The 24790-nt window shown below is 72.8% G+C and carries 23 protein-coding genes and 2 tRNA genes; 13 read left to right on the forward strand and 12 right to left on the reverse strand.

Annotated features, from left to right (window positions below; translation table 11 throughout):
* Nucleotides 1-15 precede the first annotated feature (15 nt).
* The 5 genes from BJ983_RS22055 to rpmH all read right to left on the reverse strand — a co-directional run bounded on the left by BJ983_RS22055 (nt 16) and on the right by rpmH (nt 2809).
* Nucleotides 16-561, reverse strand: coding sequence for a R3H domain-containing nucleic acid-binding protein (locus BJ983_RS22055; RefSeq protein ID WP_179795778.1), 546 nt, complete (start codon nt 559-561; stop codon nt 16-18).
* Nucleotides 562-683: 122 nt separating this feature from the next.
* The gene (gene yidC, locus BJ983_RS22060; protein WP_179795779.1) at nt 684-1790 is read right to left on the reverse strand and encodes a membrane protein insertase YidC; all 1107 of its coding nucleotides are present in this window, start codon (nt 1788-1790) and stop codon (nt 684-686) included.
* A complete protein-coding gene (yidD, locus tag BJ983_RS22065; RefSeq protein WP_179795780.1) occupies nt 1784-2137 on the reverse strand; it encodes a membrane protein insertion efficiency factor YidD in 354 nt (117 codons plus the stop codon). Before yidD ends, yidC begins: the two co-directional genes overlap by 7 nt.
* Before the next feature lie 131 nt (nt 2138-2268).
* On the reverse strand, nt 2269-2637 hold the full coding sequence (gene rnpA, locus BJ983_RS22070) for a ribonuclease P protein component (RefSeq protein ID WP_179795781.1): 369 nt from the start codon (nt 2635-2637) through the stop codon (nt 2269-2271).
* A 28-nt stretch (nt 2638-2665) separates the two neighbouring features.
* Complete coding sequence (gene rpmH, locus BJ983_RS22075) at nt 2666-2809, reverse strand: 50S ribosomal protein L34 (protein ID WP_018330358.1); 144 nt, start codon at nt 2807-2809, stop codon at nt 2666-2668.
* Nucleotides 2810-3309: 500 nt separating this feature from the next.
* Here rpmH and dnaA point away from each other — a divergent pair, with 500 nt between their 5' ends.
* From dnaA to BJ983_RS22130, 11 genes are all read left to right on the forward strand, one after another.
* Nucleotides 3310-4989: a chromosomal replication initiator protein DnaA gene (dnaA, locus tag BJ983_RS22080; protein ID WP_179795782.1), complete on the forward strand. Its 1680-nt coding sequence runs from the start codon at nt 3310-3312 to the stop codon at nt 4987-4989.
* A 1074-nt stretch (nt 4990-6063) separates the two neighbouring features.
* Complete coding sequence (dnaN, locus tag BJ983_RS22085) at nt 6064-7284, forward strand: DNA polymerase III subunit beta (protein ID WP_179795783.1); 1221 nt, start codon at nt 6064-6066, stop codon at nt 7282-7284.
* A 119-nt stretch (nt 7285-7403) separates the two neighbouring features.
* Complete coding sequence (gnd, locus tag BJ983_RS22090) at nt 7404-8315, forward strand: phosphogluconate dehydrogenase (NAD(+)-dependent, decarboxylating) (protein ID WP_179795784.1); 912 nt, start codon at nt 7404-7406, stop codon at nt 8313-8315.
* A 34-nt stretch (nt 8316-8349) separates the two neighbouring features.
* The gene (gene recF, locus BJ983_RS22095) at nt 8350-9525 is read left to right on the forward strand and encodes a DNA replication/repair protein RecF (RefSeq protein ID WP_179795785.1); all 1176 of its coding nucleotides are present in this window, start codon (nt 8350-8352) and stop codon (nt 9523-9525) included.
* A gap of 289 nt (nt 9526-9814) precedes the next feature.
* Entirely contained in the window at nt 9815-10375 is a 561-nt protein-coding gene (locus BJ983_RS22100; RefSeq protein WP_179798109.1) for a DciA family protein, read from the forward strand.
* Nucleotides 10376-10603: 228 nt separating this feature from the next.
* Nucleotides 10604-12604 (forward strand): DNA topoisomerase (ATP-hydrolyzing) subunit B, encoded by a 2001-nt coding sequence (gene gyrB / locus BJ983_RS22105; protein WP_179795786.1) that lies wholly within the window; start codon nt 10604-10606, stop codon nt 12602-12604.
* A gap of 102 nt (nt 12605-12706) precedes the next feature.
* A complete protein-coding gene (locus tag BJ983_RS22110; RefSeq protein WP_343054298.1) occupies nt 12707-13450 on the forward strand; it encodes an FkbM family methyltransferase in 744 nt (247 codons plus the stop codon).
* Nucleotides 13451-13496: 46 nt separating this feature from the next.
* Nucleotides 13497-14813 (forward strand): MFS transporter, encoded by a 1317-nt coding sequence (locus tag BJ983_RS22115; protein WP_179795787.1) that lies wholly within the window; start codon nt 13497-13499, stop codon nt 14811-14813.
* Between the two features lie 195 nt (nt 14814-15008).
* A complete protein-coding gene (gene gyrA / locus BJ983_RS22120; RefSeq protein WP_179795788.1) occupies nt 15009-17522 on the forward strand; it encodes a DNA gyrase subunit A in 2514 nt (837 codons plus the stop codon).
* 55 nt (nt 17523-17577) lie between these two features.
* Nucleotides 17578-18468 carry a DUF3566 domain-containing protein gene (locus BJ983_RS32485; protein ID WP_343054299.1) on the forward strand — a complete coding sequence of 297 codons (891 nt, stop codon included), beginning with the start codon at nt 17578-17580 and terminating at the stop codon, nt 18466-18468.
* A gap of 53 nt (nt 18469-18521) precedes the next feature.
* Nucleotides 18522-18595, forward strand: a tRNA-Ile gene (locus BJ983_RS22130).
* Nucleotides 18596-18674: 79 nt separating this feature from the next.
* Here BJ983_RS22130 and BJ983_RS22135 read toward each other — a convergent pair.
* From BJ983_RS22135 to BJ983_RS22145, 3 genes are all read right to left on the reverse strand, one after another.
* Complete coding sequence (locus BJ983_RS22135) at nt 18675-19088, reverse strand: histone-like nucleoid-structuring protein Lsr2 (protein ID WP_179795789.1); 414 nt, start codon at nt 19086-19088, stop codon at nt 18675-18677.
* A gap of 265 nt (nt 19089-19353) precedes the next feature.
* Nucleotides 19354-20184 carry a phosphoenolpyruvate hydrolase family protein gene (locus BJ983_RS22140; RefSeq protein WP_179795790.1) on the reverse strand — a complete coding sequence of 277 codons (831 nt, stop codon included), beginning with the start codon at nt 20182-20184 and terminating at the stop codon, nt 19354-19356.
* Nucleotides 20181-21362, reverse strand: coding sequence for a Tm-1-like ATP-binding domain-containing protein (locus tag BJ983_RS22145; protein ID WP_179795791.1), 1182 nt, complete (start codon nt 21360-21362; stop codon nt 20181-20183). The genes BJ983_RS22140 and BJ983_RS22145 overlap by 4 nt, the downstream gene beginning before the upstream one ends.
* Nucleotides 21363-21445: 83 nt before the next feature.
* Here BJ983_RS22145 and BJ983_RS30255 point away from each other — a divergent pair, with 83 nt between their 5' ends.
* Both BJ983_RS30255 and BJ983_RS22150 read left to right on the forward strand, forming a co-directional pair.
* Complete coding sequence (locus BJ983_RS30255) at nt 21446-21562, forward strand: DLW-39 family protein (protein WP_218890404.1); 117 nt, start codon at nt 21446-21448, stop codon at nt 21560-21562.
* Nucleotides 21563-21573: 11 nt separating this feature from the next.
* A tRNA-Ala gene (locus BJ983_RS22150) sits at nt 21574-21646 on the forward strand.
* Here the strand turns inward: BJ983_RS22150 and BJ983_RS22155 are convergent.
* The 4 genes from BJ983_RS22155 to BJ983_RS22170 form a co-directional block, all read right to left on the reverse strand.
* Complete coding sequence (locus BJ983_RS22155; RefSeq protein WP_179795792.1) at nt 21620-22159, reverse strand: TetR family transcriptional regulator; 540 nt, start codon at nt 22157-22159, stop codon at nt 21620-21622. The two genes, BJ983_RS22150 and BJ983_RS22155, sit on opposite strands and share 27 nt — an antisense overlap.
* Complete coding sequence (locus BJ983_RS22160) at nt 22152-22496, reverse strand: DMT family transporter (RefSeq protein ID WP_179795793.1); 345 nt, start codon at nt 22494-22496, stop codon at nt 22152-22154. The genes BJ983_RS22155 and BJ983_RS22160 overlap by 8 nt, the downstream gene beginning before the upstream one ends.
* A 105-nt stretch (nt 22497-22601) precedes the next feature.
* Entirely contained in the window at nt 22602-23837 is a 1236-nt protein-coding gene (locus BJ983_RS22165) for a cytochrome P450 (protein ID WP_179795794.1), read from the reverse strand.
* The gene (locus tag BJ983_RS22170; RefSeq protein ID WP_179795795.1) at nt 23837-24757 is read right to left on the reverse strand and encodes a PDR/VanB family oxidoreductase; all 921 of its coding nucleotides are present in this window, start codon (nt 24755-24757) and stop codon (nt 23837-23839) included. The genes BJ983_RS22165 and BJ983_RS22170 overlap by 1 nt, the downstream gene beginning before the upstream one ends.
* Nucleotides 24758-24790: the final 33 nt, after the last annotated feature.

Here is a 24790-nt window from a genome sequence, read left to right on the forward strand (position 1 = left end):
CACCGGGTCCGGGGATCACGACCGGCCGGGCAGGACGACCACGCGACGGCGCGGCTCCTCGCCCTCGCTCTCGCTGTGGACGCCCTCGACGCCCGCCACCGCGTCGTGGACGATCTTGCGCTCGAACGGCGTCATCGGCCGCATCTTCTGGCTCTCGCCCGAGTCGCGCACCTCCTCCGCCGCCCGACGTCCGAGGTCGGTGAGCTCGGAGCGCCGGTGCGACCGCCAGCCGGCGATGTCGAGCATCAGCCGGTTCCGCGTCCCGGTGGACTGCTGGACCGCCAGCCGGGTCAGCTCCTGCAACGCCTCGAGCACGTCGCCCCGCTGGCCGACGAGCTTCTCGAGGTCCTTGCCCCCGTCGATGCTCACGATCGCCCGCCCGGCCTCGACGTCGAGGTCGATGTCCCCGTCGAAGTCGAGGATGTCGAGCAGGCGCTCGAGGTAGTCGCCCGCGATGTCGCCCTCGCGCACCAGGACGTCCTGCGCGGACGCGCCGCCCTCCGCCGCGGCCGGCGCCTCGTTCTCGTCGGCCCGGCCGTCCGACTCCAGGGTCTCGGACACGATGTGTCTCCTCTCGCCGGGGCCGCGCGGTGCGGCCCCCTCCGGTCCCGGGGTGCCGATCCTCTTGGGGCGAGGGACGGCCGCCGGGTGGTGGTCGATGGACGCGTCGGGCGCGTCCGGCCTCAGCGGCGCTTCTTGGACTTCTTACCCGGCCGCGACGACGCGACCTGGGCGGACCCGCGGTTCTTGGGGGCCCCACCGTTCTTGCCGGCGGGGGAGTTCACCTTGCCCGGCGCGGCGCGGCCACTGCTCTTGCCGGTGACCGGCCGGGCACCGGGTCGCGGCTTCGCGGGCAGGCTCTCCTCGAGGGCCTCGGCCGGGGCGTCGGCCGGCTCCTCGTCCACCGGCGCGGTGTGGCCGTTGGCGGCCACGCGGGTCGGCTTCTGACCCGGCTTGGGCGCCAGGAGGTCGCGCTGGGCCGCGGCCTGCTCGCGCTGCTCCTGCTCCTCCTTGGCGATCCGGCTGTAAACGAAGTACTGCTGCGCCAGCGTCCACGAGTTGTTGGAGAGCCAGTACAGGAGGATCGCGATCGGGAAGAAGACACCGAACACGAGCACGCCGAGCGGGAACAGCCACATCGTCAGCTTCTGCATGATCGCGGCCTGCGGATTCGCGGCGGCGGCCGGCGACTGGTGGGCCGCGGAGACCCGCGCGGTGAAGTGGGTCGCGACGCTGGCGACGATCATCAGCGGCAGGGCGACCGGGATGACGTGCGGGTTGAAGTTCGAGAAGTTCAGCGAGAAGGAGCCGACGGCCTGCAGGTTGCCGCTGATCGCGTCGGACAGCTTCGCCCCGAAGATCGTCGCGTTGTCGAACGAGACGATGTCGGCGTAGCTGAAGACGTAGTTGTAGGCGTAGTCCAGCCGGAAGCCGCGCAGCACGTGGAAGAGACCGATGAAGACCGGCACCTGCACCAGGACCGGGAGACAGCCGCCCAGCGGGTTGACGCCGTGCTCCTTCTGGAGCTTCTGCATCTCCTCCGCGAGCTTCTGGCGGTCGTTCTTGTACTTCTCCTGCAGCTTCTTGATCTGCGGCTGGAACTCCTGCATCTTCCGCATCGAGCGGACCTGGCTGACGAACGGCTTGAACAGCAGCGCGCGCAGCGTGAAGACCAGGAAGATGACCGAGAGCGCCCAGGCGAACCCGTTGTCGGCGCCGAACAGGAAGCCGAACACCTTGTGCCAGAACCACAGGATGGCCGACACCGGGTAGTAGATGACATTCAGCACGACGCTTGCTCCTCGCTGAGGGGGGCTCCGGCTCCCCGGGGGGCGGTGCGTCCGGAGTCGGTGGACCCCGGACGACGACGGGGCGGGGGCACGGGGTCCAGGCCACCAGGGTGCCAGGGTGCGCACTTGAGCAGGCGCCAGACGGTGAGTCCGGTCCCGCGCACCACACCGTGCACGCGCAGGGCCTCGACGCCGTAGGCGCTGCAGGTCGGGTGGAAACGACAGTGCGGCAGGAACAGGGGGGAGATCCACCGCTGGTAGAAGCGGAGCACGGCGATGAGCACCCGCGCCGCCGGACCGGGGCGCGACGGTTCTGCGGCCTCCGGTCGGGTCCCGGGCTCGGTCACGTCGCGTTCTCCCCTCGGCCTCCACGGCGCGGTCGCGCTCCATGGTGCCCGCGGCGACGGCCGGGGGCGACCATCCGGGACGGATCGCCCCGCAGCACCACCCGTCGTCGGGACGCGGGAGGCCGGAGGGGCTAGGACGGGGCGACCACGACGAGGCGTGGTCGCAGGTCCAGGCGACGGAGCGCCGCGTCGAGGTCGTCGGCGAGCTCCGCCGACGACGAGCCCGCCGCCGGCGGGTGCGCCCGGACCACCAGGGCGGTCCCCGCAGGCAGGTCCCCGAGGCGGTCCGCCACGAGGTGGCGCAGACGCCGCGAGATGCGATGCCGCTCGACGGAGTTCCCCACGGCCCGACCCACGACGAAGCCTGCCCGCGAGGGGCCGGCCGGACCGTCGGGGGTCAGCGCATGGACCGAGAGCCGACGACGGCCCGCCTTGCGTCCGCGACGCAGGACGAGCCGGAAGTCGTCGGGCCGGCGGACGCGGTGAGCCGGGGGCAGCACGCACGGACCTCGACCGGCTCGGAGAGGATCAGGCGGAGAGCTCGGCGCGGCCCTTGCGGCGGCGGTTCGCCAGCACCGCACGGCCGGCGCGCGTCGACATGCGCAGCCGGAAGCCGTGGGTCTTCGACCGACGACGGTTGTTCGGCTGGAACGTGCGCTTGCCCTTGGCCACGACTGAGAACTCCTGCGTCGGCTCACCCCGGTCGTGGGGGAGCGCGGGTGCTCCGCGGCACGTCGAGCGGCCAGGGTTTCGTCCCTGGGCACGACGGACCCGGATCCGGTCCCGCACAGAGTAGCCCAGCACCCGGCCGCCCCTCGGACCCGCCCCGGCCGGAGGGCGCGTGGGCGGGATGGGCCACAGTGGTCCCGGAAGCGGGCCGCAGGTGTCCGCGGTCGACGTCGGTGCCACCCGGAGGTTGTGGCTCGGCACGGCCCCTTGTTAGCGTCCGGCACCCCGAGCGGCACCGGGCACCGCCGAGCGATCGGCCCTGGGGCCCGAGCCGGTGGGCGCAGCGGACGGGACCGGACGCAGGAACGGACCGCAGCGAGCGATGTGATTCGGTGCGGACCCCGACACTGGGGGTCCGCGCGGCCGACGGCGCCTCGTCGTGCACAGTTGTGGACAAGCCTGTGGACGCGCGCGCCCGGGACCGGATCAGGGGGAGGGCAGCGATGACGGACCAGCTCTCCGATCTGGACGAGACCTGGGCCCGCGTCGTCGCCGAGCTCACCGCGCCGACCGCCGACCCGGCCGACCGGCCGACGCTCTCCGCGCAGCAGCGGGCCTGGATCCGTGTGACGCGACCGCTCGGGCTGCTCGACGACACCGCGCTGCTCGCCGCGCCGAGCGAGTTCGCGAAGGAGGCGATCGAACGCGTCCTGCGCGACCCGATCGTCGACGCCCTGTCCCGGCGCATCGGCCGGCCGGTCCAGCTCGCCGTCCGGGTCGACCACAGCTCCCGCGGCGGCGACGACCACGGGTCCGGTCCGGAGACCTCGCCGCTGCCGCGCCTCTCCGCGTCGGCCGGGACCTACTCCGGCGACGGCTACTCCCGCCCCGCCTACGACGACGGCGGTCCCGACACCGGGTACCTCACCGGGGACCGCTCCCACCGCGCGGACGCGATCAGCGCCGCGGCCGGGGTCGGCCGCCTGACCAACAACCCCGACCGCTCCCACCCCGAGGAGGAGGTCGACGAGGTCCGCGACGGCCTCGCCGCCGTCCACGAGATCTGGAGCCCGCCCGGCCGCACCGACGCCCCGAGCCGGCCGGCCCCCGAGGTGCCCGCCGACGGAGCGCGGGGTGCCCCCCGGTCGCAGACCCGGCTGAACGAGAAGTACCTCTTCGACACCTTCGTCATCGGCGCCTCGAACCGCTTCGCGCACGCCGCGGCGGTCGCGGTCGCCGAGGCGCCCGCGCGGGCCTACAACCCGCTGTTCGTGTGGGGCGACTCCGGCCTCGGCAAGACCCACCTGCTGCACGCCGTCGGGCACTACGCCCAGCGCCTCTTCTCCGGCATGCGGGTGCGGTACGTGTCGACCGAGGAGTTCACGAACGACTTCATCAACTCGCTGCGCGACGACCGCAAGGTCGCCTTCCAGCGGCGCTACCGCGACGTCGACGTGCTGCTCGTGGACGACATCCAGTTCCTCGAGGGCAAGGAGGGGACGCAGGAGGAGTTCTTCCACACCTTCAACACCCTCCACAACGCCAACAAGCAGATCGTCGTCTCCTCCGACCGCCCGCCCAAGCGCCTGGAGACCCTCGAGGACCGGCTCCGCACGCGGTTCGAGTGGGGCCTGATCACCGACATCCAGCCGCCCGAGCTCGAGACCCGCATCGCGATCCTGCGCAAGAAGGCGGCCGGTGAGCGGATGGCCGCCCCGCCGGAGGTCCTCGAGTTCATCGCCGACCGCATCGAGCGCAACATCCGCGAGCTCGAGGGCGCGCTGATCCGCGTCACCGCGTTCGCCTCGCTCAACCGGCAGCCGATCGACCTGCAGCTCGCCGAGATCGTGCTGCGCGACCTCATCCCGGACTCCCGCCAGTCCGAGATCACGGCGCCCACGATCATGGCGGTGACGGCCGAGTTCTACGCCGTCTCCATCGACGACCTCACCGGCCCGGGCAAGACCAAGGCCCTCGCCCTGTCCCGCCAGATCGCGATGTACCTCTGCCGCGAGTTGACCGACCTCTCGCTGCCCCGGATCGGGCAGATGTTCGGCAACCGGGACCACACGACGGTCATGCACGCGGACAAGAAGATCCGCAAGGAGATGGCGGAGCGCCGCCGGACCTACGAGCAGGTCCAGGAGCTCACCGCGCGCATCAAGCAGCGCGCCCGCAGCTGAGCCTTCGCCCCTTCCCGACGGCGGGTCGCGCCGGTCCGGGCGCTCGCGCCCGGCGAGGTTCACATCAGGCATCCCGCCCGCCCCGCAGACCTGCCTCATGTGCACCTCGCGCCGGCGCTGCCCACCCGCGCCTCGGCGAGGTTCACGTCAGGCATCCCGTTGGCCCCGTGGACCTGCCCCCTGTGCACCTCGCGCCGGCAGCTGACCCTCCGCACCTTTCCGACGGCGGGTCGCGCCGGTCCGGGCGCGCGCGCCCACCCGCGCCTGGGCGAGGTTCACGCCAGGCATCCCGTCGGCGCCGTGAACCTGCCTTGTGTGCACCTCGCACCACGGCCCACGCCAGCCCGTCCCGTAGCCCGTTCCGGTGGTCCTCGACGGCCCGACGGCGTGTCCTCCCCGGTGCCGAGGACGGCCGCGACCACCGTCGACGCCTGCGGTCGCGCCACGTGGTCGTCCGGCACCGACGACCGGCCGCCACCACCGTCCCCGCCCGCGCGACCACGCTGCGCGCCCGACCAGGCCCCGGATCCGACGCTGCGTGAGCACGAATGGGACAGACGTGCGGTGCGCGGGCGACACGCGCACCCGATCGGGCCGACCGCTCGTCCGGCGCCCGCCGCGGGAGAGCCGCTCGGCGCGTCGCCGTGGCGGTGCGCGATCGTTCGACCCCCGATCGACCCACAGCTGGGGACAAGTCTGTGGACAGCCGCCCACGACGGGTGGATGGAGGGTGGTGCGGGCCGGGGTGCCCGACGTCCGTCCACCGGACACGCCGATCCGTCCCCGGATCCGGGGACGGGCGACCGCGTCCACCCACATCCGGTGGGGCCGCCCGACCTGCATCGACGGCGGTGCTCCACAGCGTGCACAGGACCTACTGTCATTCCTGTTCTCTCTCTTCTAGAGAACTCCTGAAGAACAGGGGTTGGGGAGCGATCGCCCCGCCGGTCCTGCACAGGGCCGGAGTGTCGGACCCCCCTGGCAAGCTCTACCGTGACGACCTGCCCGGATCCGGGGCCGACGAGTCCCGGGACCCGAGGCAGGCACGCCCGTCCGACACGTCAGGAGAGCCCGATGAAGTTCCGCGTGGAGCGCGACGCCTTCGCCGACGCGGTGGCCTTCGTCGCGCGCAGCCTGCCCAGCCGGGCGCCCGTGCCGGTCCTCGGCGGGGTCCTGCTCGACGCGTCCGACGAGGGCACGCTGACCGTGTCCGGCTTCGACTACGAGGTCTCGGCCCGGGTCGAGGTGCCGGCGATGATCGGCGACGGCGGCCGCGCGCTGGTGTCCGGGCGGCTGCTCGCCGACATCACGCGCTCGCTGCCGCCGCACCCGGTGGACCTCACGGTCGACGGCCCCCGGGCCTCGCTGACCTGTGGCAACGCGCGGTTCAGCCTGCCCACGATGTCGGCCGAGGACTACCCGCAGCTCCCCGAGATGCCCCCGGTGGTCGGCGAGCTCGCGCCCGACGTGTTCGCCCGCGCCGTGTCGCAGGTCGCCGTCGCCGCCGGCCGCGACGACACGCTGCCGATGCTGACCGGCATCCGGGTCGAGATCGACGGGTCCGCGCTCACCATGGCGGCGACGGACCGGTTCCGGCTGGCCGTCCGCGAGTTCACCTGGGAGCCCGGCGAGAACCCCGCCTCGCCCGACGGCGAGCCCACCGCGATCCTCGCCCCGGCCCGCACGCTCTCCGAGGCGGCCAAGACGCTGACGTCGGCCGGCGGCACCATCGAGCTCGCCCTCGGCCGCGGCGACGGTCTGCTCGGCCTCTCCGGCGGCGGGCGCCGGTCCACCACGCGGCTGCTCGACGCGGAGTTCCCCCGCTACCGCCAGCTGCTGCCCAAGGAGCACACCTCCGCGGCGGTCATCGAGATCGGCCCGCTGGTCGACGCGATCAAGCGCGTCTCGCTGGTGGCCGAGCGCGGCACGCAGGTGCGCCTGGAGTTCGACGAGGGCTCGCTGCGGCTCACCGCCGGCGGTGACGACGAGGGCAGCGCGGAGGAGCAGCTCCCCTGCTCGTTCGCGGGCGAGCCGCTGACGATCGCTTTCAACCCCGGCTACCTGCTCGACGGGCTCGGGGCGCTGGGCGCCGACCACGCCCACCTGTCCTTCACCACGCCGAGCCGCCCGGCGCTGCTGCGTCCGGCGTCGGCTCCCGGCGAGGGGTCGACCGACGACGAGGCCGCCGCCCAGGGCGCCACCGCCGTCGAGCCCGGGCCGGAGACGGACACCTCCCTGCCCGAGCCGCGGCCGGGATACCTGTACCTGCTCATGCCGGTGCGTCTGCCCGGCTGATCGCCCGATCGGCGGCCCACGATCCGCGGACGACGATCCGGGGTAGGTCAGCCGGGACGGTCGCCAGCGGGGTGGACGCAGCGGAGCTCGACCCCACGTCGGAAGAGGAGCGGATCGCGGTGCAGCTGGGAATGGTCGGGCTCGGTCGGATGGGCGGCAACATGGCCGAGCGGCTCCGCGCCGCCGGGCACGAGGTCGTCGGCTACGCGAACGACGGCACCGGGGACGTGCAGTCCCTCGAGGAGCTGGTGGGGGCCCTGGCGGCGCCGCGGACGGTGTGGCTGATGGTCCCCTCCGGCGACCCGACGCACTCGACGGTGGAGAGCCTCGCGGGCCTGCTGGAGTCGGGCGACCTCGTCGTCGACGGCGGGAACAGCCGGTTCACCGACGACACGGTGCACGCCGAGCGGCTGGGCGCCGGCGGGGTCCACTACGCCGACTGCGGCGTCTCCGGCGGCGTCTGGGGCCGCACCGAGGGCTACGGCCTGATGGCGGGCGGCTCCGACGAGGACATCGAGCGGCTCATGCCGGTCTTCGACGCGCTGCGGCCCGAGGGTCCGCGCGAGGAGGGCTTCGCCCACGCCGGACCGGTCGGTGCCGGCCACTACGCGAAGATGGTGCACAACGGCGTGGAGTACGGCCTCATGCAGGCCTACGCCGAGGGCTACGAGCTGCTGAGCGCGGGCGGCCCGGTCACCGACGTCGGTGCCGTGATGAAGGCCTGGAGCCGCGGCACCGTCGTGCGCAGCTGGCTGCTCGACCTCATGGTCCTCGCCCTCGAGGCCGACCCGCACCTCGACCAGATCACCGGCTACGCCGAGGACTCCGGCGAGGGCCGGTGGACCGTCGACGAGGCGATCGTGCACGCGGTGCCGCTGCCGGTGATCTCGGCGGCGCTGTTCGCCCGGTTCGCCTCCCGGCAGACCGACTCGCCCGCGATGAAGGCGGTCGCGGCGCTGCGGGCCCAGTTCGGCGGCCACGCCGTGCACAAGGCGGGCGAGGCCGCGAACGAGCCGCCGACGGGCGGCTAGTTCCCCCGGTCGAAGCGGCGCGACGGGAGGGCCGATGTACGTGCGGGAGCTGTCGGTCACCGACTTCCGGTCGTGGGCGCAGGCCGACCTGACCTTCGAGCCCGGGGTGTCCGTGCTGGTCGGGGCCAACGGTCAGGGCAAGACGAACCTGGTGGAGGCCGTCGGTTACCTGGCCACGCTGGGCTCGCACCGGGTGTCGTCCGACGCCCCGCTCGTCCGGCGGGGCGCGGCGGCCGCCCAGGTCCGGGCCACCGTGGTCAACGGCGGCCGGGAGCTGACCGTCCAGGTCGAGATCCAGCTCGGCAAGGCCAACCGGGCCCGCGTGAACCGGTCGCCGGTGCCCCGGGCGCGGGAAATCCTGGGGATCGTCCGCACCGTGGTCTTCGCGCCCGAGGACCTCGCGCTCGTCCGGGGCGACCCCGGCGAGCGCCGGGGGTTCCTCGACGAGCTCCTGGTCGCCCGGGCGCCGCGCTGGGCCGGCGTGCGGGCCGAGTACGACAAGGTCCTCCGCCAGCGCTCCGCGCTGCTCAAGTCCGCCCGGTCGGCCCGGGGGGCGCGGGAGGCGGGCACGTTGGAGGTCTGGGACGCCCACCTCGCCCGGGCGGGGGCGGCCCTCACCGCCGGCCGCATGCAGTTGACCGCGGCGCTGGCCCCGCACGTCACGGCCGCGTACGCGGGGGTCGCGCCCGAGTCGGTGCCGGTCGGCGCGCGCTACCGCTCGCGGGTGGCCGCGGTCGACGAGCTCGCCGCCGCGGTGGAGGGCCAGGACGACGTCACGGGCGGCGCCGCCCACGCGGAGCTGACCGCCGCGGTGGAGGGCGCGCTGCTCGAGGAGATCGGTCGGCGGCGGGACCAGGAGATCGAGCGCGGCGTCTGCCTGGTCGGGCCGCACCGCGACGAGCTCGACCTCACCCTCGGCGAGGGACCCGCCAAGGGCTACGCCAGCCACGGCGAGTCCTGGGCCCTCGCCCTGTCCCTGCGCCTGGGCGGCTTCGAGCTGCTGCGTGAGGAGGGCTCGGAGCCGATCCTGGTGCTCGACGACGTCTTCGCGGAGCTCGACGCCCGACGTCGGGACGCCCTCGCCCGGACGGCCGCGCGGGCCGAACAGGTCCTCGTGACGGCGGCCGTGGACGACGACGTCCCCACCGTTCTGAGTGGCACACGCTATGTGATCGAGGCAGGCACCGTGCGTGACGGGTTGGCGTCATGACGGTCGACGGGAGTGGTTCCTGGTGAGCCGAATCGGTGACGGCGACGGAAAACCTGTGGACAGACCTGTGGACGCTGTGGACAACTCGGGGTCGAAGCGTCGTCCGAGCCGTCGCCGGCGCCCGGATCCGGCGGATGACCTGCAGGGTCTGCTCGACGTGACCGGCCCGGCCGTCCACACCCCGACCACGGAGACGGACCCGGTCGTCCTGCCGCCCGCCCGTCTCGGCCCGCGGGGCGCCACGGTCGGCGCAACGGGCACCACGGAGCGTGCTCGCGGGACGGAGCCCATCGAGTCCGGTGAGACCGACCCACACGGGGGAGACCCGGACCGGCCCCGCGGCTCCGACATCGCGCGGGCCGCGCTGGAGGCCGCGCGGGCCCAGCAGGCCGAGCGCGGTCTCACGCCGGGCCGCGCGCGGCGCACCGTGCGGCGGGACGCGGGGGAGTCGACGCGGCGCCGCCGACGCCGGTGGTCCGGCCCGGGCTCGGACGACCGCGACCCGCAGACCCTCGGCCGCCTCGCGTCCCGGCTCTCCACCCAGCGCGGGTGGGCCCCACGGCTCGCGAACGGGTCCGTGTTCGGGCGCTGGGCGGAGCTGGTCGGCCAGGAGGTGGCCGAGCACGCCACCCCCACCGCGCTGCGCGACGGCGAGCTCACCGTGCAGGCCGACTCCACGGCCTGGGCGACCCAGCTCCGCCTGCTGCAGCGCCAGCTGCTCGGTCGGATCGCCGCCGGCCTCGGTCCCGACGTCGTGACGGGCATGCGCATCCACGGTCCCACCGCGCCGAGCTGGCGGCGCGGCCCGCGGCACGTGTCGGGTCGAGGGCCCCGCGACACGTACGGGTGAGTCCGGACCTCGCCGGACCCGTTGCGGGCGTCTCAGCGCCCGTTGACCGCGCCCAGACGCCCGGAGACCGCCGGACCCGCCGTCGGAACCCTCCCCGGAGACTCCGGGGCGCTCTGCGACGCGCTGAACATGCCATCCGGCCCCTTCCCGTCGGGGCGGGCCAGTAGACTGGAGGAGACGTCCGGGCGATCTCTCGCCCGCGCTCGACGTAGGGAGACACCGAGGCCCGTGGCTGCGGCGAAGAAGAACAACGAGTACAGCGCGTCCTCCATCACCGTCCTCGAGGGTCTCGAGGCGGTCCGCAAGCGCCCCGGGATGTACATCGGGTCCACGGGCGAGCGCGGTCTGCACCACCTGATCTGGGAGGTGGTGGACAACGCGGTCGACGAGGCGATGGCGGGCTACGCCTCGGCGGTGACGGTGTCGATGCTGGCCGACGGCGGGATCTCGGTGACCGACGACGGTCGCGGCATCCCGGTCGACGAGCACCCCGTGGAGAAGAAGCCGGCCGTCGAGGTCGTGCTCACCGTGCTGCACGCGGGCGGGAAGTTCGACGACAAGTCGTACGCGGTCTCGGGTGGTCTGCACGGCGTCGGCGTCTCCGTCGTGAACGCGCTGTCCACCGCGCTCGACGTCGAGATCCACCGCGACGGCCAGATCTGGACGCAGCACTACGACCACTCGATCCCCGGGAAGCTCACCGAGGCCGGGAAGACGAAGAAGACCGGCACCACGATCACGTTCTGGGCCGACCCGAACATCTTCGAGACCACGACGTACAACCTCGAGACGATCTCGCGGCGCCTGCAGGAGATGGCCTTCCTCAACAAGGGGCTGACCATCAACCTGCGCGACGAGCGCAAGCCCGAGACGGACGCCGACGGCGAGTCGATCGACGACGCCCCGGACGCCGAGGGCTACGTCGCGAAGGTCAAGGAGCGGACCTTCCACTACCCGGGCGGTCTCGAGGACTTCGTCGCCTTCATCAACAACTCGAAGGACCCGATCCACAAGAAGCCGGTCGGCTTCACCGCGGAGGGCACCGGCCACCAGGTCGAGGTCGCGATGCAGTGGAACTCCGGCTACTCGGAGTCGGTCTACACCTTCTGCAACACGATCAACACCACCGAGGGCGGCACCCACGAGGAGGGCTTCCGCTCCGCGCTCACCACGACGGTGAACCGCTACGCCCGCGACAAAAAGCTCATCAAGGAGAAGGACCCGGCGCTGACCGGGGACGACATCCGTGAGGGTCTCGCCGCGATCGTGTCCGTCAAGGTGGCCGAGCCGCAGTTCGAGGGTCAGACGAAGACGAAGCTCGGCAACACCGAGGTGAAATCCTTCGTCCAGCGGGTGTGCAACGAGCACCTCGCCGACTGGTTCGAGCGCAACCCGGCCGACGCCAAGACCATCATCAACAAGGCGGTGGGTTCGGCGCAGGCGCGCATGGCGGCCCGCAAGGCCCGGGAGCTCGTGCGGCGCAAGACCGCCGGCGACCTCGGCGGGCTGCCGGGCAAGCTCGCGGACTGCCGGTCGAACGACCCGTCGCGCAGCGAGGTCTACATCGTCGAGGGCGACTCGGCGGGCGGCTCCGCGAAGTCCGGCCGCGACTCGATGTTCCAGGCGATCCTGCCGATCCGCGGCAAGATCATCAACGTCGAGAAGGCCCGGATCGACCGCGTCCTCAAGAACAACGAGGTCCAGTCGATCATCACGGCGCTGGGCACGAACATCCACGACGAGTTCGACCTGGCGAAGCTGCGCTACCACAAGATCGTGCTGATGGCCGACGCCGACGTCGACGGCCAGCACATCCGGACGCTGCTGCTCACGCTGCTGTTCCGCTTCATGCGCCCGCTCATCGAGAACGGGCACGTGTTCCTCGCGATGCCGCCGCTGTACAAGATCAAGTGGGGCGGTCGGAACGCGGAGCCGGAGTTCGCGTACTCCGACCGCGAGCGGGACGCCCTGCTCGAGGCGGGCCGCGCGGCCGGCAAGAAGATCAACAAGGACGAGGGCATCCAGCGGTACAAGGGCCTCGGCGAGATGAACGCCAAGGAGCTCTGGGAGACCACGATGGACCCGGAGACCCGCCTGATGATGCAGGTGACACTGGACGACGCGGCCACCGCCGACGAGCTCTTCAGCGTGCTCATGGGCGAGGACGTCGAGTCCCGGCGGTCGTTCATCACCCGGAACGCCAAGGACGTCCGTTTCCTCGACGTCTGAGCGCGCGCTGATCGACCGGCGCGCGGTTCCACGGGAAACGTCGATCGCTACCCTCCCCCCGGTGCGTCCGTCCGGACGCGTCGGAGGGGAGGGCGCGGCGCAGTGGACACCACCGCTGGGTTGAGCCGGTTGCTGCGGACGGTCGCTCCGCACGCCTGGTTCCTGGAGGACGAGGTCGCGGGTCTCGCGGAGTTCGTCGGTCCCGGGGCCGTGTGCGTCGACGTCGGGGCGGAGTTCGGCCTCTACACCTGGACCCTCGCCGGCCTCGTCGGCCCGCGCGGCCACGTCCACGCCGTCGAACCGCAGCCCGGGCCGGCGACGTTCGTCGACACCACCCGCCGGCTCATCGCCGCCGGGCACGTGACCGTGCACCGCACCGCCCTGGGGGCCGCCGCCGGCTCCGGGGCACTGTCCCTCCCGCGACGCGGCCTCCTCCCGGTCCACGGCCGCGCCTTCCTGACGACGGGTGCGGACGGCCTCGGCTCGAACGCCGAGTTCGCCCACCACGACGAGGTGCCCGTCGCGGTCGCCACCCTCGACGAGCTGGTCGCCGACCTGGCCCTCGAACGCCTCGACCTGGTCAAGGTCGACATCGAGGGGGCCGAGGTGAGCCTGTTGGCCGGAGCGGCGAAGACCCTCGAGAGCTTCCGGCCGGTGCTGATGCTCGAGCTCGAGGACCGCCACCTGGCCCGCTTCGGCGCCCGGGTGGCCGACGTCGTCGACGACCTCGCCGGGCTCGACTACCTCCCGCGGACGTGGCACGGCCGGTGGCTGCCCCGCCGCGCGGACGACGGGCGCCGCAACGTGCTCTTCCTCCCGGCGGAACAGGTCTTGACCGTCCCTTGACCGACCCTTCACCGTGGGCCGACCCAGCAGCCACGGGGAGGCAGCCATGGTCGGTCCGACCCTCCGGGTCCCGCGCAGGGTGGCCGCGGCCAGCCTCGTCGGGACGACCATCGAGTGGTTCGACTTCTTCATCTACGGGACCGCGGCGGCCCTGGTCTTCAACAAGGTCTTCTTCCCGTCGATCGACCCGGCCCTCGGCACGATCGCGGCCCTGGGCACGTTCGCCTCCGGCTTCGTCGCCCGCCCCATCGGCGGCGCACTGTTCGCGCACTTCGGCGACCGGGTCGGGCGCAAGCCGATGCTCGTCTACTCGCTGCTGCTCATGGGCGCCGCGACCGTGTGCATCGGCCTGCTGCCCGGCTACGCGACGATCGGCGTCGCGGCGCCCGTGCTCCTGGTCCTGCTGCGGTTCTGCCAGGGCCTCGGGGTCGGCGGCGAGTGGGGCGGCGCCGCGCTCATGGCGGTGGAGAACGCCCCCGACCACCGGCGCGGCTTCTACGGCAGCTGGCCGCAGGTCGGCGTCCCGCTCGGCCTGGTCCTCGGGACCGGCTCGTTCCTGGTCCTCGACCTCACGGTCAGCGAGTCCGCGTTCCAGGCGTGGGGCTGGCGGATCCCGTTCCTCGCGAGCGCCCTGCTGATCCTGGTCGGGATGTGGATCCGCCTGACCGTCGCGGAGAGCCCCGTGTTCCGGGCCGACGCCGAACGCCGGGAGGCGAGCCGGCTGCCGGTGCTCGACGTGCTCCGGGAACACCCGAGGATCATCTTCCTGGCGGCCGGGTCGTTCCTGGCCACCAACGCGACGTTCTACGTGAGCTCGGTCTGGCTGGTCTCCTACGCGACCACCGAGCTCGGCTACGAACGGTCGACGATCCTCGGCGCGAACACGCTGCTCTCCGCCTCGGACATCCCGATGATCCTGCTGCTCGGGCTGCTCTCCGACCGGGTCGGGCGGCGGCCGCTCTTCCTCGTGGGGATGGGCGTCCTCGTCGTCGCCGCGGTGCCGTACTTCCTGCTCGTGGGCAGCGGGAACATCGTGCTGTTCGTCCTCGGCGGGCTGATCGTGCAGGCCTGCCGCAGCGCCGTGTACGGCCCGCAGTCGGCGTACTTCGCCGAGCAGTTCCCGACGCACCTGCGCTACAGCGGCGCGTCGCTCGCCTACCAGTTCGCCTCGATCCTGGGCGGGATCGCGCCCGCGGTCTGCGGGCTGCTGGTGCTCTGGACGGGCAGCCTGATGTCCGTGGCGGCCTACGTCGCCGCGATGGCGCTGGTGTCGCTCGCCTGTTCGTGGGCGATGTCGGAGACGCTGCGCCGCGACCTCGTCACCGTTCCGGACGACGGGGCGGGGGCTGCGGTCCGGTCCTGACGCCGGGTCGTCCCCGGACGGGTCCTGACCGGCCCGGACCTGCGCGGGGCGGCCACGGACGCCCCGGTGGACTCGGTAGAATCGCCGGTGTCGGGACCGGCGTGTCGCCAACCCGGCGGGACGGGCACGCCCCTGACGAGTTCGACGCGGTGACCAGCCGTGCTCCGGGGGCGCCCAGAGTGGAGTGGACACCGCGTGACCGAGACGACGCTGCCTCCGGGTTCCGGCGACCGGATCGAACCGGTCGACATCCAGCAGGAGATGCAGCGCTCCTACATCGACTACGCGATGAGCGTGATCGTGGGGCGCGCCCTGCCGCTGGTGGAGGACGGCCTCAAGCCGGTGCACCGCCGTGTCCTCTACTCGATGTACGACTCGGGCTTCCGGCCCGACCGCAGCTACGTCAAGTGCGCCCGCGTCGTCGGCGACGTCATGGGCAACTACCACCCGCACGGCGACTCGGCGATCTACGACGCCCTCGTGCGCCTGGCCCAGCCCTGGTCGATGCGTTACCCGCTGATCGACGGCCAGGGCAACTTCGGCTCGCCGGGCAACGACCCGGCGGCCGCCATGCGCTACACGGAGTGCCGGCTCACGCCGCTCGCCATGTCGATGCTGCAGGACATCGACGAGGAGACCGTCGACTTCGTCGACAACTACGACGGCCGCACCCAGGAGCCCTCGGTCCTGCCCGGCCGGGTGCCGAACCTGCTGATCAACGGCTCCGCCGGCATCGCGGTCGGCATGGCGACGAACATGCCGCCGCACAACCTGCGCGAGGTCGCCGACGGCGCCACGTGGGCGCTCGACCACCCGGAGGCCTCCGAGGAGGAGACCCTCGAGGCGCTCATGGAGCGCATCAAGGGCCCGGACTTCCCGACCCACGGCCTGGTCGTCGGCCGCGACGGGATCGAGTCCGCCTACCGCACCGGCCGCGGCTCGATCCGCATGCGGGCCGTGGTGGAGGTCGAGGAGGACACCAAGGGCCGCACGACGCTCGTCGTCACGGAGCTGCCCTACCAGGTCAACCCGGACAACCTCATCGAGTCGATCGCGACGATGGTCCGTGAGGGCCGGGTCAGCGGGATCGCCGAGATCAACGACGAGTCCTCGGACCGCGTGGGCCGGCGCATCGTCATCACCTTGCGCCGCGACGCCGTGGCCAAGGTCGTGCTGAACAACCTCTACAAGCACTCGCAGCTGCAGTTCAGCTTCGGCGTGAACATGCTGACGATCGTCGACGGCGTGCCCCGCACGCTGCGTCTCGACCAGCTGATCCGCCACTGGATCCGCCACCAGATCGAGGTCATCGTCCGGCGGACGCGCTACCGTCTGCGCAAGGCCGAGGAGCGGGCCCACATCCTGCGCGGCCTCGTGAAGGCCCTCGACGCGCTGGACGAGGTCATCGCCCTGATCCGCGCCTCGGAGACCGTCGACCTCGCGCGCACCGGCCTCATGGAGCTCCTCGAGGTCGACGAGATCCAGGCCCAGGCCATCCTGGACATGCAGCTGCGGCGCCTGGCGGCCCTCGAGCGCCAGAAGATCATCGACGAGCTGGCCGAGATCGAGGCCACGATCCGCGACCTGCAGGACATCCTCGACCGGCCCGAGCGGCAGCGGCAGATCGTCCGCGACGAGCTCGCCGAGATCGTGGAGAAGTACGGCGACGACCGCCGCACCCGGCTCCTGGGCTACGACGGCGAGGTCGCCGACGAGGACCTCATCGCCGTCGAGGACGTCGTCGTCACGATCACGCGGACCGGCTACGCGAAGCGCACCAAGACCGACCTCTACCGCGCCCAGAAGCGCGGCGGCCGGGGCGTGCAGGGCGCGACGCTCAAGCAGGACGACATCGTCGCCCACTTCTTCGTCTGCTCCACGCACGACTGGCTGCTGTTCTTCACCAACAAGGGCCGGGTGTACCGGGCCAAGGCCTACGAGCTCCCCGAGGCGACCCGCAACGCCCGCGGCCAGCACGTGGCGAACCTCCTCGCGTTCCAGCCCGAGGAGCAGATCGCCCAGGTCATGCAGATCACGGACTACGAGGCGGCGCCCTACCTCGTGCTCGCGACGAAGAGCGGCCTGGTGAAGAAGTCGAAGCTCACCGACTTCGACTCCAACCGCTCCGGCGGCCTCATCGGCATCAACCTGCGCGACGGCGACGAGCTCGTCGGTGCCGTGCTCTGCTCCGGCGACGACGACCTCCTGCTCGTCTCGGCCGAGGGGCAGTCGATCCGCTTCTCGGCCACCGACGAGGTGCTGCGCCCCATGGGCCGGGCCACCTCGGGGGTCATGGGGATGCGGTTCAACTCGGGCGACGAGCTGCTCTCGCTCGGCGTCGTGCGCGACGGGACGTTCCTGTTGGTCGCGACGGGCGGCGGGTACGCCAAGCGGACGCCGATCGAGGACTACCCGGTGCAGGGCCGCGGCGGGAAGGGCGTGCTGACGCTGCAGTACGACCGTCGGCGCGGCACCCTGGTCGGTGCCCTGATCGTGGAGCTGGAGGACGAGCTGTACGCCATCACCTCGAGCGGCGGCGTCATCCGCACCACGGCCAAGGAGGTCCGGAAGGCCGGACGCCAGACCAAGGGCGTGCGCCTGATGAACCTCGGCGAGACCGCGACGCTGCTGGCCGTGGCCCGCAACGCCGAGAACGCCACCGACCCGGACGCCGGCGGCCCGGACCAGGCGCCCGACACCCTGCTGTGACGCGCGGGGCCGGACCCGGACCCGACCCGATCTCCCTGACGACGGAACGAGCCACGTGAGCACACCGGACGAGAGCAAGGGCGGGGGCTCCGCCGAGGACACGGTCGTCACGAGCGCGGCCGGCGACGAGCCGGCCGCCAAGGGCGGCTCCGCGGCGGGCGACCGGCCCGCCGGCGGACCGCCCCCGCCCTGGCAGCGTGCCGGGGCCCGCGGCTCCGCCGACCCGGCGCCGTCGGGTCGCGACGGCGAGCCCCGGGGCGAGTCCCCGACGTCGGGTCCGTCGGGCACCTCCGCGGGTCCCACGTCACGGCCGCCCACGGGGCCGCTCCCCGCCGGGGGACCGGGCACGCCCGCCGCGGGGACCCCCCGCCCGGGCGGGACGGGCCAGGTCGCGCCGGGAGCGGGCGGCCAGGGACCAGCGGGCCAGGGTCAGCGGTCGACCACCGCGCTGATCGACGCGCCGACCAACCAGCTGTCCCCGGAGCAGCTCGGCATGCGGACCGGGGGGCGCGCGGAGCCGGAGCCGGACTTCGACGCCCTCGACGACGACGAGCCGCGCAGCGCGCGGCCGGCCCGGGGCAAGGTGCCGCGGCGGGCGAGCCTGCAGGTCAAGCGGTTCGACCCGTGGTCGGTGCTCAAGCTGGCCCTGGTGCTGGGCGTGGCGCTGTTCTTCGTGTGGATGTTCGCGGTGGGCGTGCTCTACGCGGTCCTCGACGGCATGGGCGTCTGGGCGCAGCTCAACGGCACCTACCAGGACCTCACCTCGGACGCCGGGGGCGGCGGTGGCCAGCTCATCACCGCGGGCGGGGTGTTCGGGGTGGCGGCCATCATCGGCGTTGTCAACACGATCCTGTTCACCGCGCTCGCGAGCGTCTCGGCGTTCATCTACAACATCTCGGCCGACGTCGCGGGCGGCATCGAGGTCACCCTCTCCGAGCGCGACTGAGCCACCCCGGTGGCGGGGGACCCGGACACCCTCCGGTAACCTCGTCACCGTTCGGGCCCATAGCTCAGTTGGTTAGAGCGCGTCGCTGATAACGACGAGGTCGATGGTTCAAATCCATCTGGGCCCACTCTCCCGGACACACACGAAGGGCCCCGAAGCTCGCGCTCCGGGGCCCTTCGTCGTCGGTGCGGTGTGACCGCGGTGCGTCAGCCGGAGAAGGCGGCCGCGGTGCTGCCGTTCTTGCCGCGGGACTCCCAGGCCTCCACGACGTTGTTCGGCACGCGCCCGCGATCGGACACCTCGAAGCCCTCGGCCCGGGCCCAGTCACGGATCTGCTTCGAGGTCTCGCGGTCGTACCCGCCGGGGGAGGTGGCGCGCGGCGTCCCCGTGCCGGCTCCTCCGGTGCGCTTCCGGGCGCCGGAGGCCGCGGCGCGGCGTCCCCCGGTGCGCCGGGCCGCCGCGACGTACTGCGCGAGGGTGTCCCGCAGTTCGGCACTGTTCTTGTCGTCGAGGTCGATCTCGTAGGTCACGCCGTCGAGTGCGAACTCGACGGTGGTGATGTCCTCGGACTCCTCGCCGGTCAGGTCGTCCACCAACGTGACGACGGTCTTCTGCGCCATCTGACGGTACTCCTTGAATCTCATGGTCGTGCTCGCGGGGGAATGCGGCCGAAATCAGTTCCGGCGCATTCACATTAGCAAGAATTCCGCGATGCGCGAGCGACCGGGGCCCTGTCACCCGACAGTGGTGCGAATTGCGTTCAGACCGCCCGGTACGGTCGGGCGAACAGACCCCGGTCGAACAACTCGTCGAGACGAGTCGGAGTAGGCGACGTCACAGGGAGAACGACCCAGGGCGCGATCGCCGTCTCCCGTCAGTTCCGTGTCAGTTCCCCGGGAGGCGTAGTGCGGTGAATTCGCGGGTACGGGCGGTCAGCGCTTCCTCGGTGGGCAGTCGCTCCATGCTGCTGGCCCCGTAGAAACCGTGACAGGTCCGCGCCCGCTCCAGCACGTAGGCGGCGTCCTCGGGCGCGGACACCGGACCGCCGTGGACGAGGACGAGCACGTCGTCGCGGACCTCCCGGGCGGCGGCCGCCCACTCGTCGGTCAGCGCCACGCAGTCGTCCAGCGACTTCGCCGTGTCGGCCCCGATCGCCCCGCCCGTCGTCAGGCCCATGTGGCACACCACGACGTCGGCGCCCGCCCGGGCCATCGCGCGGGCGTCCTCGGCGGAGAAGACGTACGGCGTGGTCAGCAGGTCGTGGCGGTGCGCCGCTGCGACGAGGTCCACCTCGTGGGCGAAGCCCATCCCGGTCTCCTCGAGATTCGCGCGGAAGGTGCCGTCGATGAGGCCGACGGTCGGGAAGTTCTGGATTCCGGCGAACCCGAGGTCGGCGAGTTCACGGAGGAATCGTTCGCGCAGCATGAAGGGATCGGTCCCGTTCACCCCCGCGAGCACCGGGGTGTGCCGGACGACCGGCAGCACCTCGGCCGCCATCTCGACGACGATCTCGTTGGCGTTGCCGTACGCGAGCAGACCCGCGAGCGATCCACGTCCGGCCATCCGATAGCGGCCCGAGTTGTAGATGACGATGAGGTCGATGCCGCCCTCCTCCTCACAGCGGGCCGACAATCCGGTGCCGGCGCCGCCGCCGACGATCGGTTCACCCCGACCGACCTTCTCGCGCAACCGCTCCACGATCTCCTGCCGACTCATGCGTCTCCTCGCATCACCTCGTGGAGGTTCGCGACCAGCATCGCCGCGAACTCCGGGTCGTTGACGTGCAGATCGGTCTCGACCAGCCGCCGGTCGTCGGTCTGCTGCAGTTCCGCGCGCAGGGTGTCCAGCAACGCCGCGGTCGCCTCCGGGTCGGCGAAGGGACCGCCGGCGACGTCGAGGGCCGAGACACCCGCCGTCGGGAAGACCAGGCGCACCGGGCCCTCGCAGGCGTTGAGACCCGCCGCGAGGAACCGCGCGGCGGCGCGGCACTCGTCGGGGGTGGTGCGCATGAGGGTCACCTGCGCGTTGTGCTCGTAGAGGGTCCGGCCCCGGTACCGCTCGGGCACGGTGTCGGGTGCCCCGAAGTTGACCATGTCGAGCGCGCCGACGCTGCCCACCCACGGGACCCGGCGTCGGGCGATCGCGCCGAGCCGGTCGTCGGTGGCGGCCATGATCCCGCCGGCCACGAGGTCGGCGATCTCGGTGGTGGAGACGTCGACGACCCCGGAGATCAGTCCGTCGTCGACGAGCTTCTCCATGGCGCGCCCACCCGTGCCGGTGGCGTGGAAGACCAGGCAGTCGTAGGCGTCGGCGAGCTGCTCGGTGACGGCTGTGACGCACGGCGTGGTCACCCCGAACATCGTGAGGCCCAGCGCCGGCTTGTCGACCGCCTCGACCGGCGGTGCGGACAGGGCCCCGGCGAGGGCGTGCGCCGCGTTGGAGAGCACCACGCGGCTGATGCGGTTGAGCCCGGCGACGTCGGTGACGGAGTACATCAGCGTGATGTCCGAGGACCCGACGTACGGCGCGGTGTTCCCCGACGCGACCGTCGAGACGACGATCTTCGGCACGCCCACCGGCAGCCGCTGCAGCGCCGGGGTGACCAGCGCGGTCCCGCCCGAGCCGCCGAGCCCGATCACCCCGTCCGGGTCCTGCTCCGGCAACCAGCGCTCCAGGGCGTCGGCCATCGCGGCCACCGAGGTGCCGCGGTCGCCGGTGAACGCGGCCCGGTCGGCGACGTCGGCCGGCGTGACGTCGGCCCGTCGTGCGTCGGGATCCGAGGTCCCGACGTCGACCGTCGTCACCTCGTGTCCCGCGCCCCGGATCGCGTCGGCGACGTAATGCAGCTCGTCGCCCTTCGTGTCGAACGTGCCCACCACGTAGGCGTGCGCCATGAGGCCTCCCGAGTCATCCGACGTCGTCGTCCCCCGAGTCCTATCGCAGAACCGTGGTCGGCGGGGGCTGCTAGCGTGGTGGCGTGAAGAAGCTGGTCGTGCTCGTTGCGGCGACGTTCGGGGTGGCCCACCTCGTGCGGCGCAAGCAGCAGGAGCGGCCGGCGGCGGAGGTCTGGCGCGAGGCGACCCGCGCCTCCTGATCTCTCCTCACGGGGACATAGCTCAATTGGCAGAGCACCGCCTTTGCAAGGCGGGGGTTAGGGGTTCGATTCCCCTTGTCTCCACCCCGCGGCGTCGCGCAGGACGCCGAGCACCGTCGCCTCGTCGAGCTCGGCGAGCGCGGCCTGCAGCCACAGGCCGTCGACGGCCGCCGCGAGGAGCGCGGGCCGCGGTGCCCCCAGTCGCGCGGCGAGCCCGGCGAGCGTGGTGCGCCAGCGATCGACCTCGCCCCGCAGGTCGGCGCGGCGGGCGGCGAGCAGGAACAGGTCGTACTCGGCGATGAGCGTCGACCGGTCCGACGCCGCGATCACGGCGGCGAGCCCCGTCAGCGTCGTGACGGCCTCGAGCTCGGCGACGTAGCGGTCGTTGACCTCGACCAGCGTGCTCACGAGCAGGTCGTCCACCGACGCGAAGTGGTAGAGCACCGCGCTCGGCGGCACGCCCGCCTCGTCGGCGACCCGGCGCTGGCTCACGCCCGCCGGTCCGTCCCGCGCGATCACCCGCAGGGTGGCGTCGAGGAGTTCCCGACGCCGGGTCGCGCCACGGCGCCGTCGCCCGTCGGCGATCGGCTCAGCCACCGTGCGGCCCGGGGTGCGCGCCGCCGAGCTCCAGCGCCAGCACGCCCGCGATCACGAGCCCGATCCCGCCGACCTGCACCCACGTCAGCGACTCCCGGAGGAACAGGGCCCCGATGATCGCGATCGCGGCGACGCCGGTGGCGGCCCAGATGCCGTAGGCGACCCCGACGGGCAGCCCGCCCGTCAGGGCCTGCGAGAGCGAGAAGAAGGCCACCAGGTACCCGACGACAGTCACGAGCGACGGCACGAGCCGGCTGAACCCCTCCGACAGCTTGAGGGAGATCGTCCCCGCCACCTCCGCGGCGATCGCGACGGCGAGCCAGAGCCAGAGCCACATGACGACCAGACTACTGGAGCGATCGCTCAGGAATCTCCTCCACGACGGTGTGGCGTTCCTGCCACTGGACGACAGCAACGACGCTTCGTTGCCACGAGGGGATGGTCAGCGCGGGTGGAGTCGCAACGGCAGGGAGGCCCACTCGCGCATCGTGTTGTTCGCCCGGCGCACCGGCTCGCCTGCGGGTTCGATCCGCTCCACCCGGTCGGCGAGGGCCGCGAGCAGGGCGTCGGCCTCGAGCCGGGCGACGTGCTGGCCCACGCACTGGTGCAGGCCGAACCCGAAGCCCACGTGGCCCGACGGGTCGCGGCGCAGGTCGAAGCGTTCGGGGGCGTCCCAGTGGCGCGGGTCGTGGTTCGCCGAGCCGAGGTACAGGAGGATCTTCGAGCCCTCCGGCACGACGGTGTCCCCGACCGGCACGTCGACCTCGGCGGTGCGGAAGAACGTCTGCACCGGGGAGCCCCAGCGGACCGCCTCGTCGAAGCAGACCCGTCGTCGGGAATCGTCGGAGCGGTAGAGCGCCCACTGGTCGGGGTGCGTGGCCATCCCGTGCAGCACCCAGCCGAGCCCGTGCACCGTGGTGTCGACCCCGGCCGAGAGCAGCGACCGCACCACCAGCGGGGCCTGCTCGGCCGTGAGGTCACCGCGGTCGGCGGCGGCCCAGATGTCGGCGCCGAAGCCCTCCGCGGCGAGCGTCGCCCGGGTGCACTGGCCGTTCACCCACGCCGCGTGCTCCCCGGCCTCGACGGCACCGGCCGCGACCAGCTCGTTGTGCGGCCCGAAGGCGTTGAAGAGGTACTCGCCGTAGGGCAGCAGGTGCTCCCGGCCCTCGCGGGCGATGCCCACGGCGTCGGGGAACACCCGCAGCGGGAAGGCCTCGGCGAGCGCGGTCATCCCGTCCACCTCGACGGGCCCGCCCCCGGTCCCGAGCAGGGCGTCGACGTGCTCGACGGCCGCGGCGAACCACCGGTCCCGCCAGCGCCGCAACGCGCGCGGGCCGAGGATCGCGGAGAGCACGCGACGGGGGGCGTCGTGGTGCGGCGGATCGGCCTCGAGCAGCAACGACGGCGGGCGCCACGGCTCCTCGCGGCGGAAGTTCGACAGGCCCACCCCGGCCGACGAGCAGAACCGCTGCCAGTCGGTCAGCGCGGCCCGGACCTCGGCGTAGCGGCCCATCGCGTAGAGGTCGTGGGCCGCCAGGTACTGCACCGGGCCGGCGTCCCGCAGGGCGGCCTGGAACGGCAGCGGATCGGTGAGGACGTCGACGGAGAAGGGGTCGACGTGGGAGACGGGGACGTCGGGGGCGGGCGCAGCGACGGGAAGGGGCTCGGCAGCAGTCATCACAGGTCCAGGACGAGGTGGTCGGTGGCGGCGCGCGAGACGCACGGCAGCATGCAGTCGCCGGCGGCCCGTTCGTGGTCGGCGAGGACCTGGTCACGGTGGTCGGGGACCCCGGCCAGCACGGTCGTCTCGCACGTCCCGCAGGTGCCGCGCTCGCACGAGGACAGCGTCGTGGCCCCCTCGCGGCGCATCGCCTCCAGCACCGAGACCGACGCGTCCACCGTCACCGTGGTCCCGCTGCGCGCGAGCTCGACGGTGAAGGGCGTGTCGCGGACCGGCGCGGCGATCTCGGTGGTGGTGAACCGTTCGGTGCGCAGCCGGGCGGCGGGGACGAGGGCCTCGACGGCGGCCAGTAGTGGTGCAGGGCCGCAGGCGTAGACGACGGTGTCGTCGTCCACGGTCCCGAGCCACGACGCGAGGGGCAGCAGGCCCGCCTCGTCCTGCGGCACGACCGTGGCGTGCCCGGCCGGGAGCTCGTCGAGGAACGCCATGGACGCCCGCCGTCGTCCGCCGTAGAGCAGGGACCAGTCCGCGCCGAGCACCTCGGCCGCGGCGATCATCGGGAGCAGCGGCGTGACGCCGATGCCGCCGGCCACGAAGCGGTACCTCGGCGCGGGGACCAGCGGGAAGTGGTTGCGGGGGCCGCCGAGCTCGACCGGGTCGCCGACCGCGAGCACATCGTGCACGTAGCGGGAGCCGCCCCGCCCGTCCGGCTCGCGCAGCACTGCCACCCGGTACGACGACGGGTCCCACCGGTCGCCGCACAACGAGTACTGCCGGGTCTCCCCGGAGCCGAGCGTCAGGTCGACGTGCGCGCCGGGGGTCCAGTCCGGCAGCCGCCCACCGTCGGGCCGTGCCAGGGTCAGGGCGACGACGCCGTCGGCGACGACGTCCTTGGCGGTCACCACCAACGAGGTCATGGCGGCAGCGTGCGTGGCGACCCGGCGGTGCCG

Origin of the sequence: Actinomycetospora corticicola (assembly GCF_013409505.1) — a bacterium.
Classification (GTDB): domain Bacteria; phylum Actinomycetota; class Actinomycetes; order Mycobacteriales; family Pseudonocardiaceae; genus Actinomycetospora; species Actinomycetospora corticicola.

Excerpts from the sequence above, each read along its gene's own strand:
- BJ983_RS22165 (WP_179795794.1), bottom strand. The coding sequence starts at position 23,837 with ATGACTGCTGCCGAGCCCCTTCCCGTCGCTGCGCCCGCCCCCGACGTC.
- dnaA (WP_179795782.1), top strand. The coding sequence starts at position 3,310 with ATGACGGACCAGCTCTCCGATCTGGACGAGACCTGGGCCCGCGTCGTC.
- BJ983_RS22145 (WP_179795791.1), bottom strand. The coding sequence starts at position 21,362 with ATGGCGCACGCCTACGTGGTGGGCACGTTCGACACGAAGGGCGACGAG.
- BJ983_RS22140 (WP_179795790.1), bottom strand. The coding sequence starts at position 20,184 with ATGAGTCGGCAGGAGATCGTGGAGCGGTTGCGCGAGAAGGTCGGTCGG.
- BJ983_RS22135 (WP_179795789.1), bottom strand. The coding sequence starts at position 19,088 with ATGGCGCAGAAGACCGTCGTCACGTTGGTGGACGACCTGACCGGCGAG.
- dnaN (WP_179795783.1), top strand. The coding sequence starts at position 6,064 with ATGAAGTTCCGCGTGGAGCGCGACGCCTTCGCCGACGCGGTGGCCTTC.
- recF (WP_179795785.1), top strand. The coding sequence starts at position 8,350 with ATGTACGTGCGGGAGCTGTCGGTCACCGACTTCCGGTCGTGGGCGCAG.
- BJ983_RS22170 (WP_179795795.1), bottom strand. The coding sequence starts at position 24,757 with ATGACCTCGTTGGTGGTGACCGCCAAGGACGTCGTCGCCGACGGCGTC.
- BJ983_RS22115 (WP_179795787.1), top strand. The coding sequence starts at position 13,497 with ATGGTCGGTCCGACCCTCCGGGTCCCGCGCAGGGTGGCCGCGGCCAGC.
- BJ983_RS22160 (WP_179795793.1), bottom strand. The coding sequence starts at position 22,496 with ATGTGGCTCTGGCTCTGGCTCGCCGTCGCGATCGCCGCGGAGGTGGCG.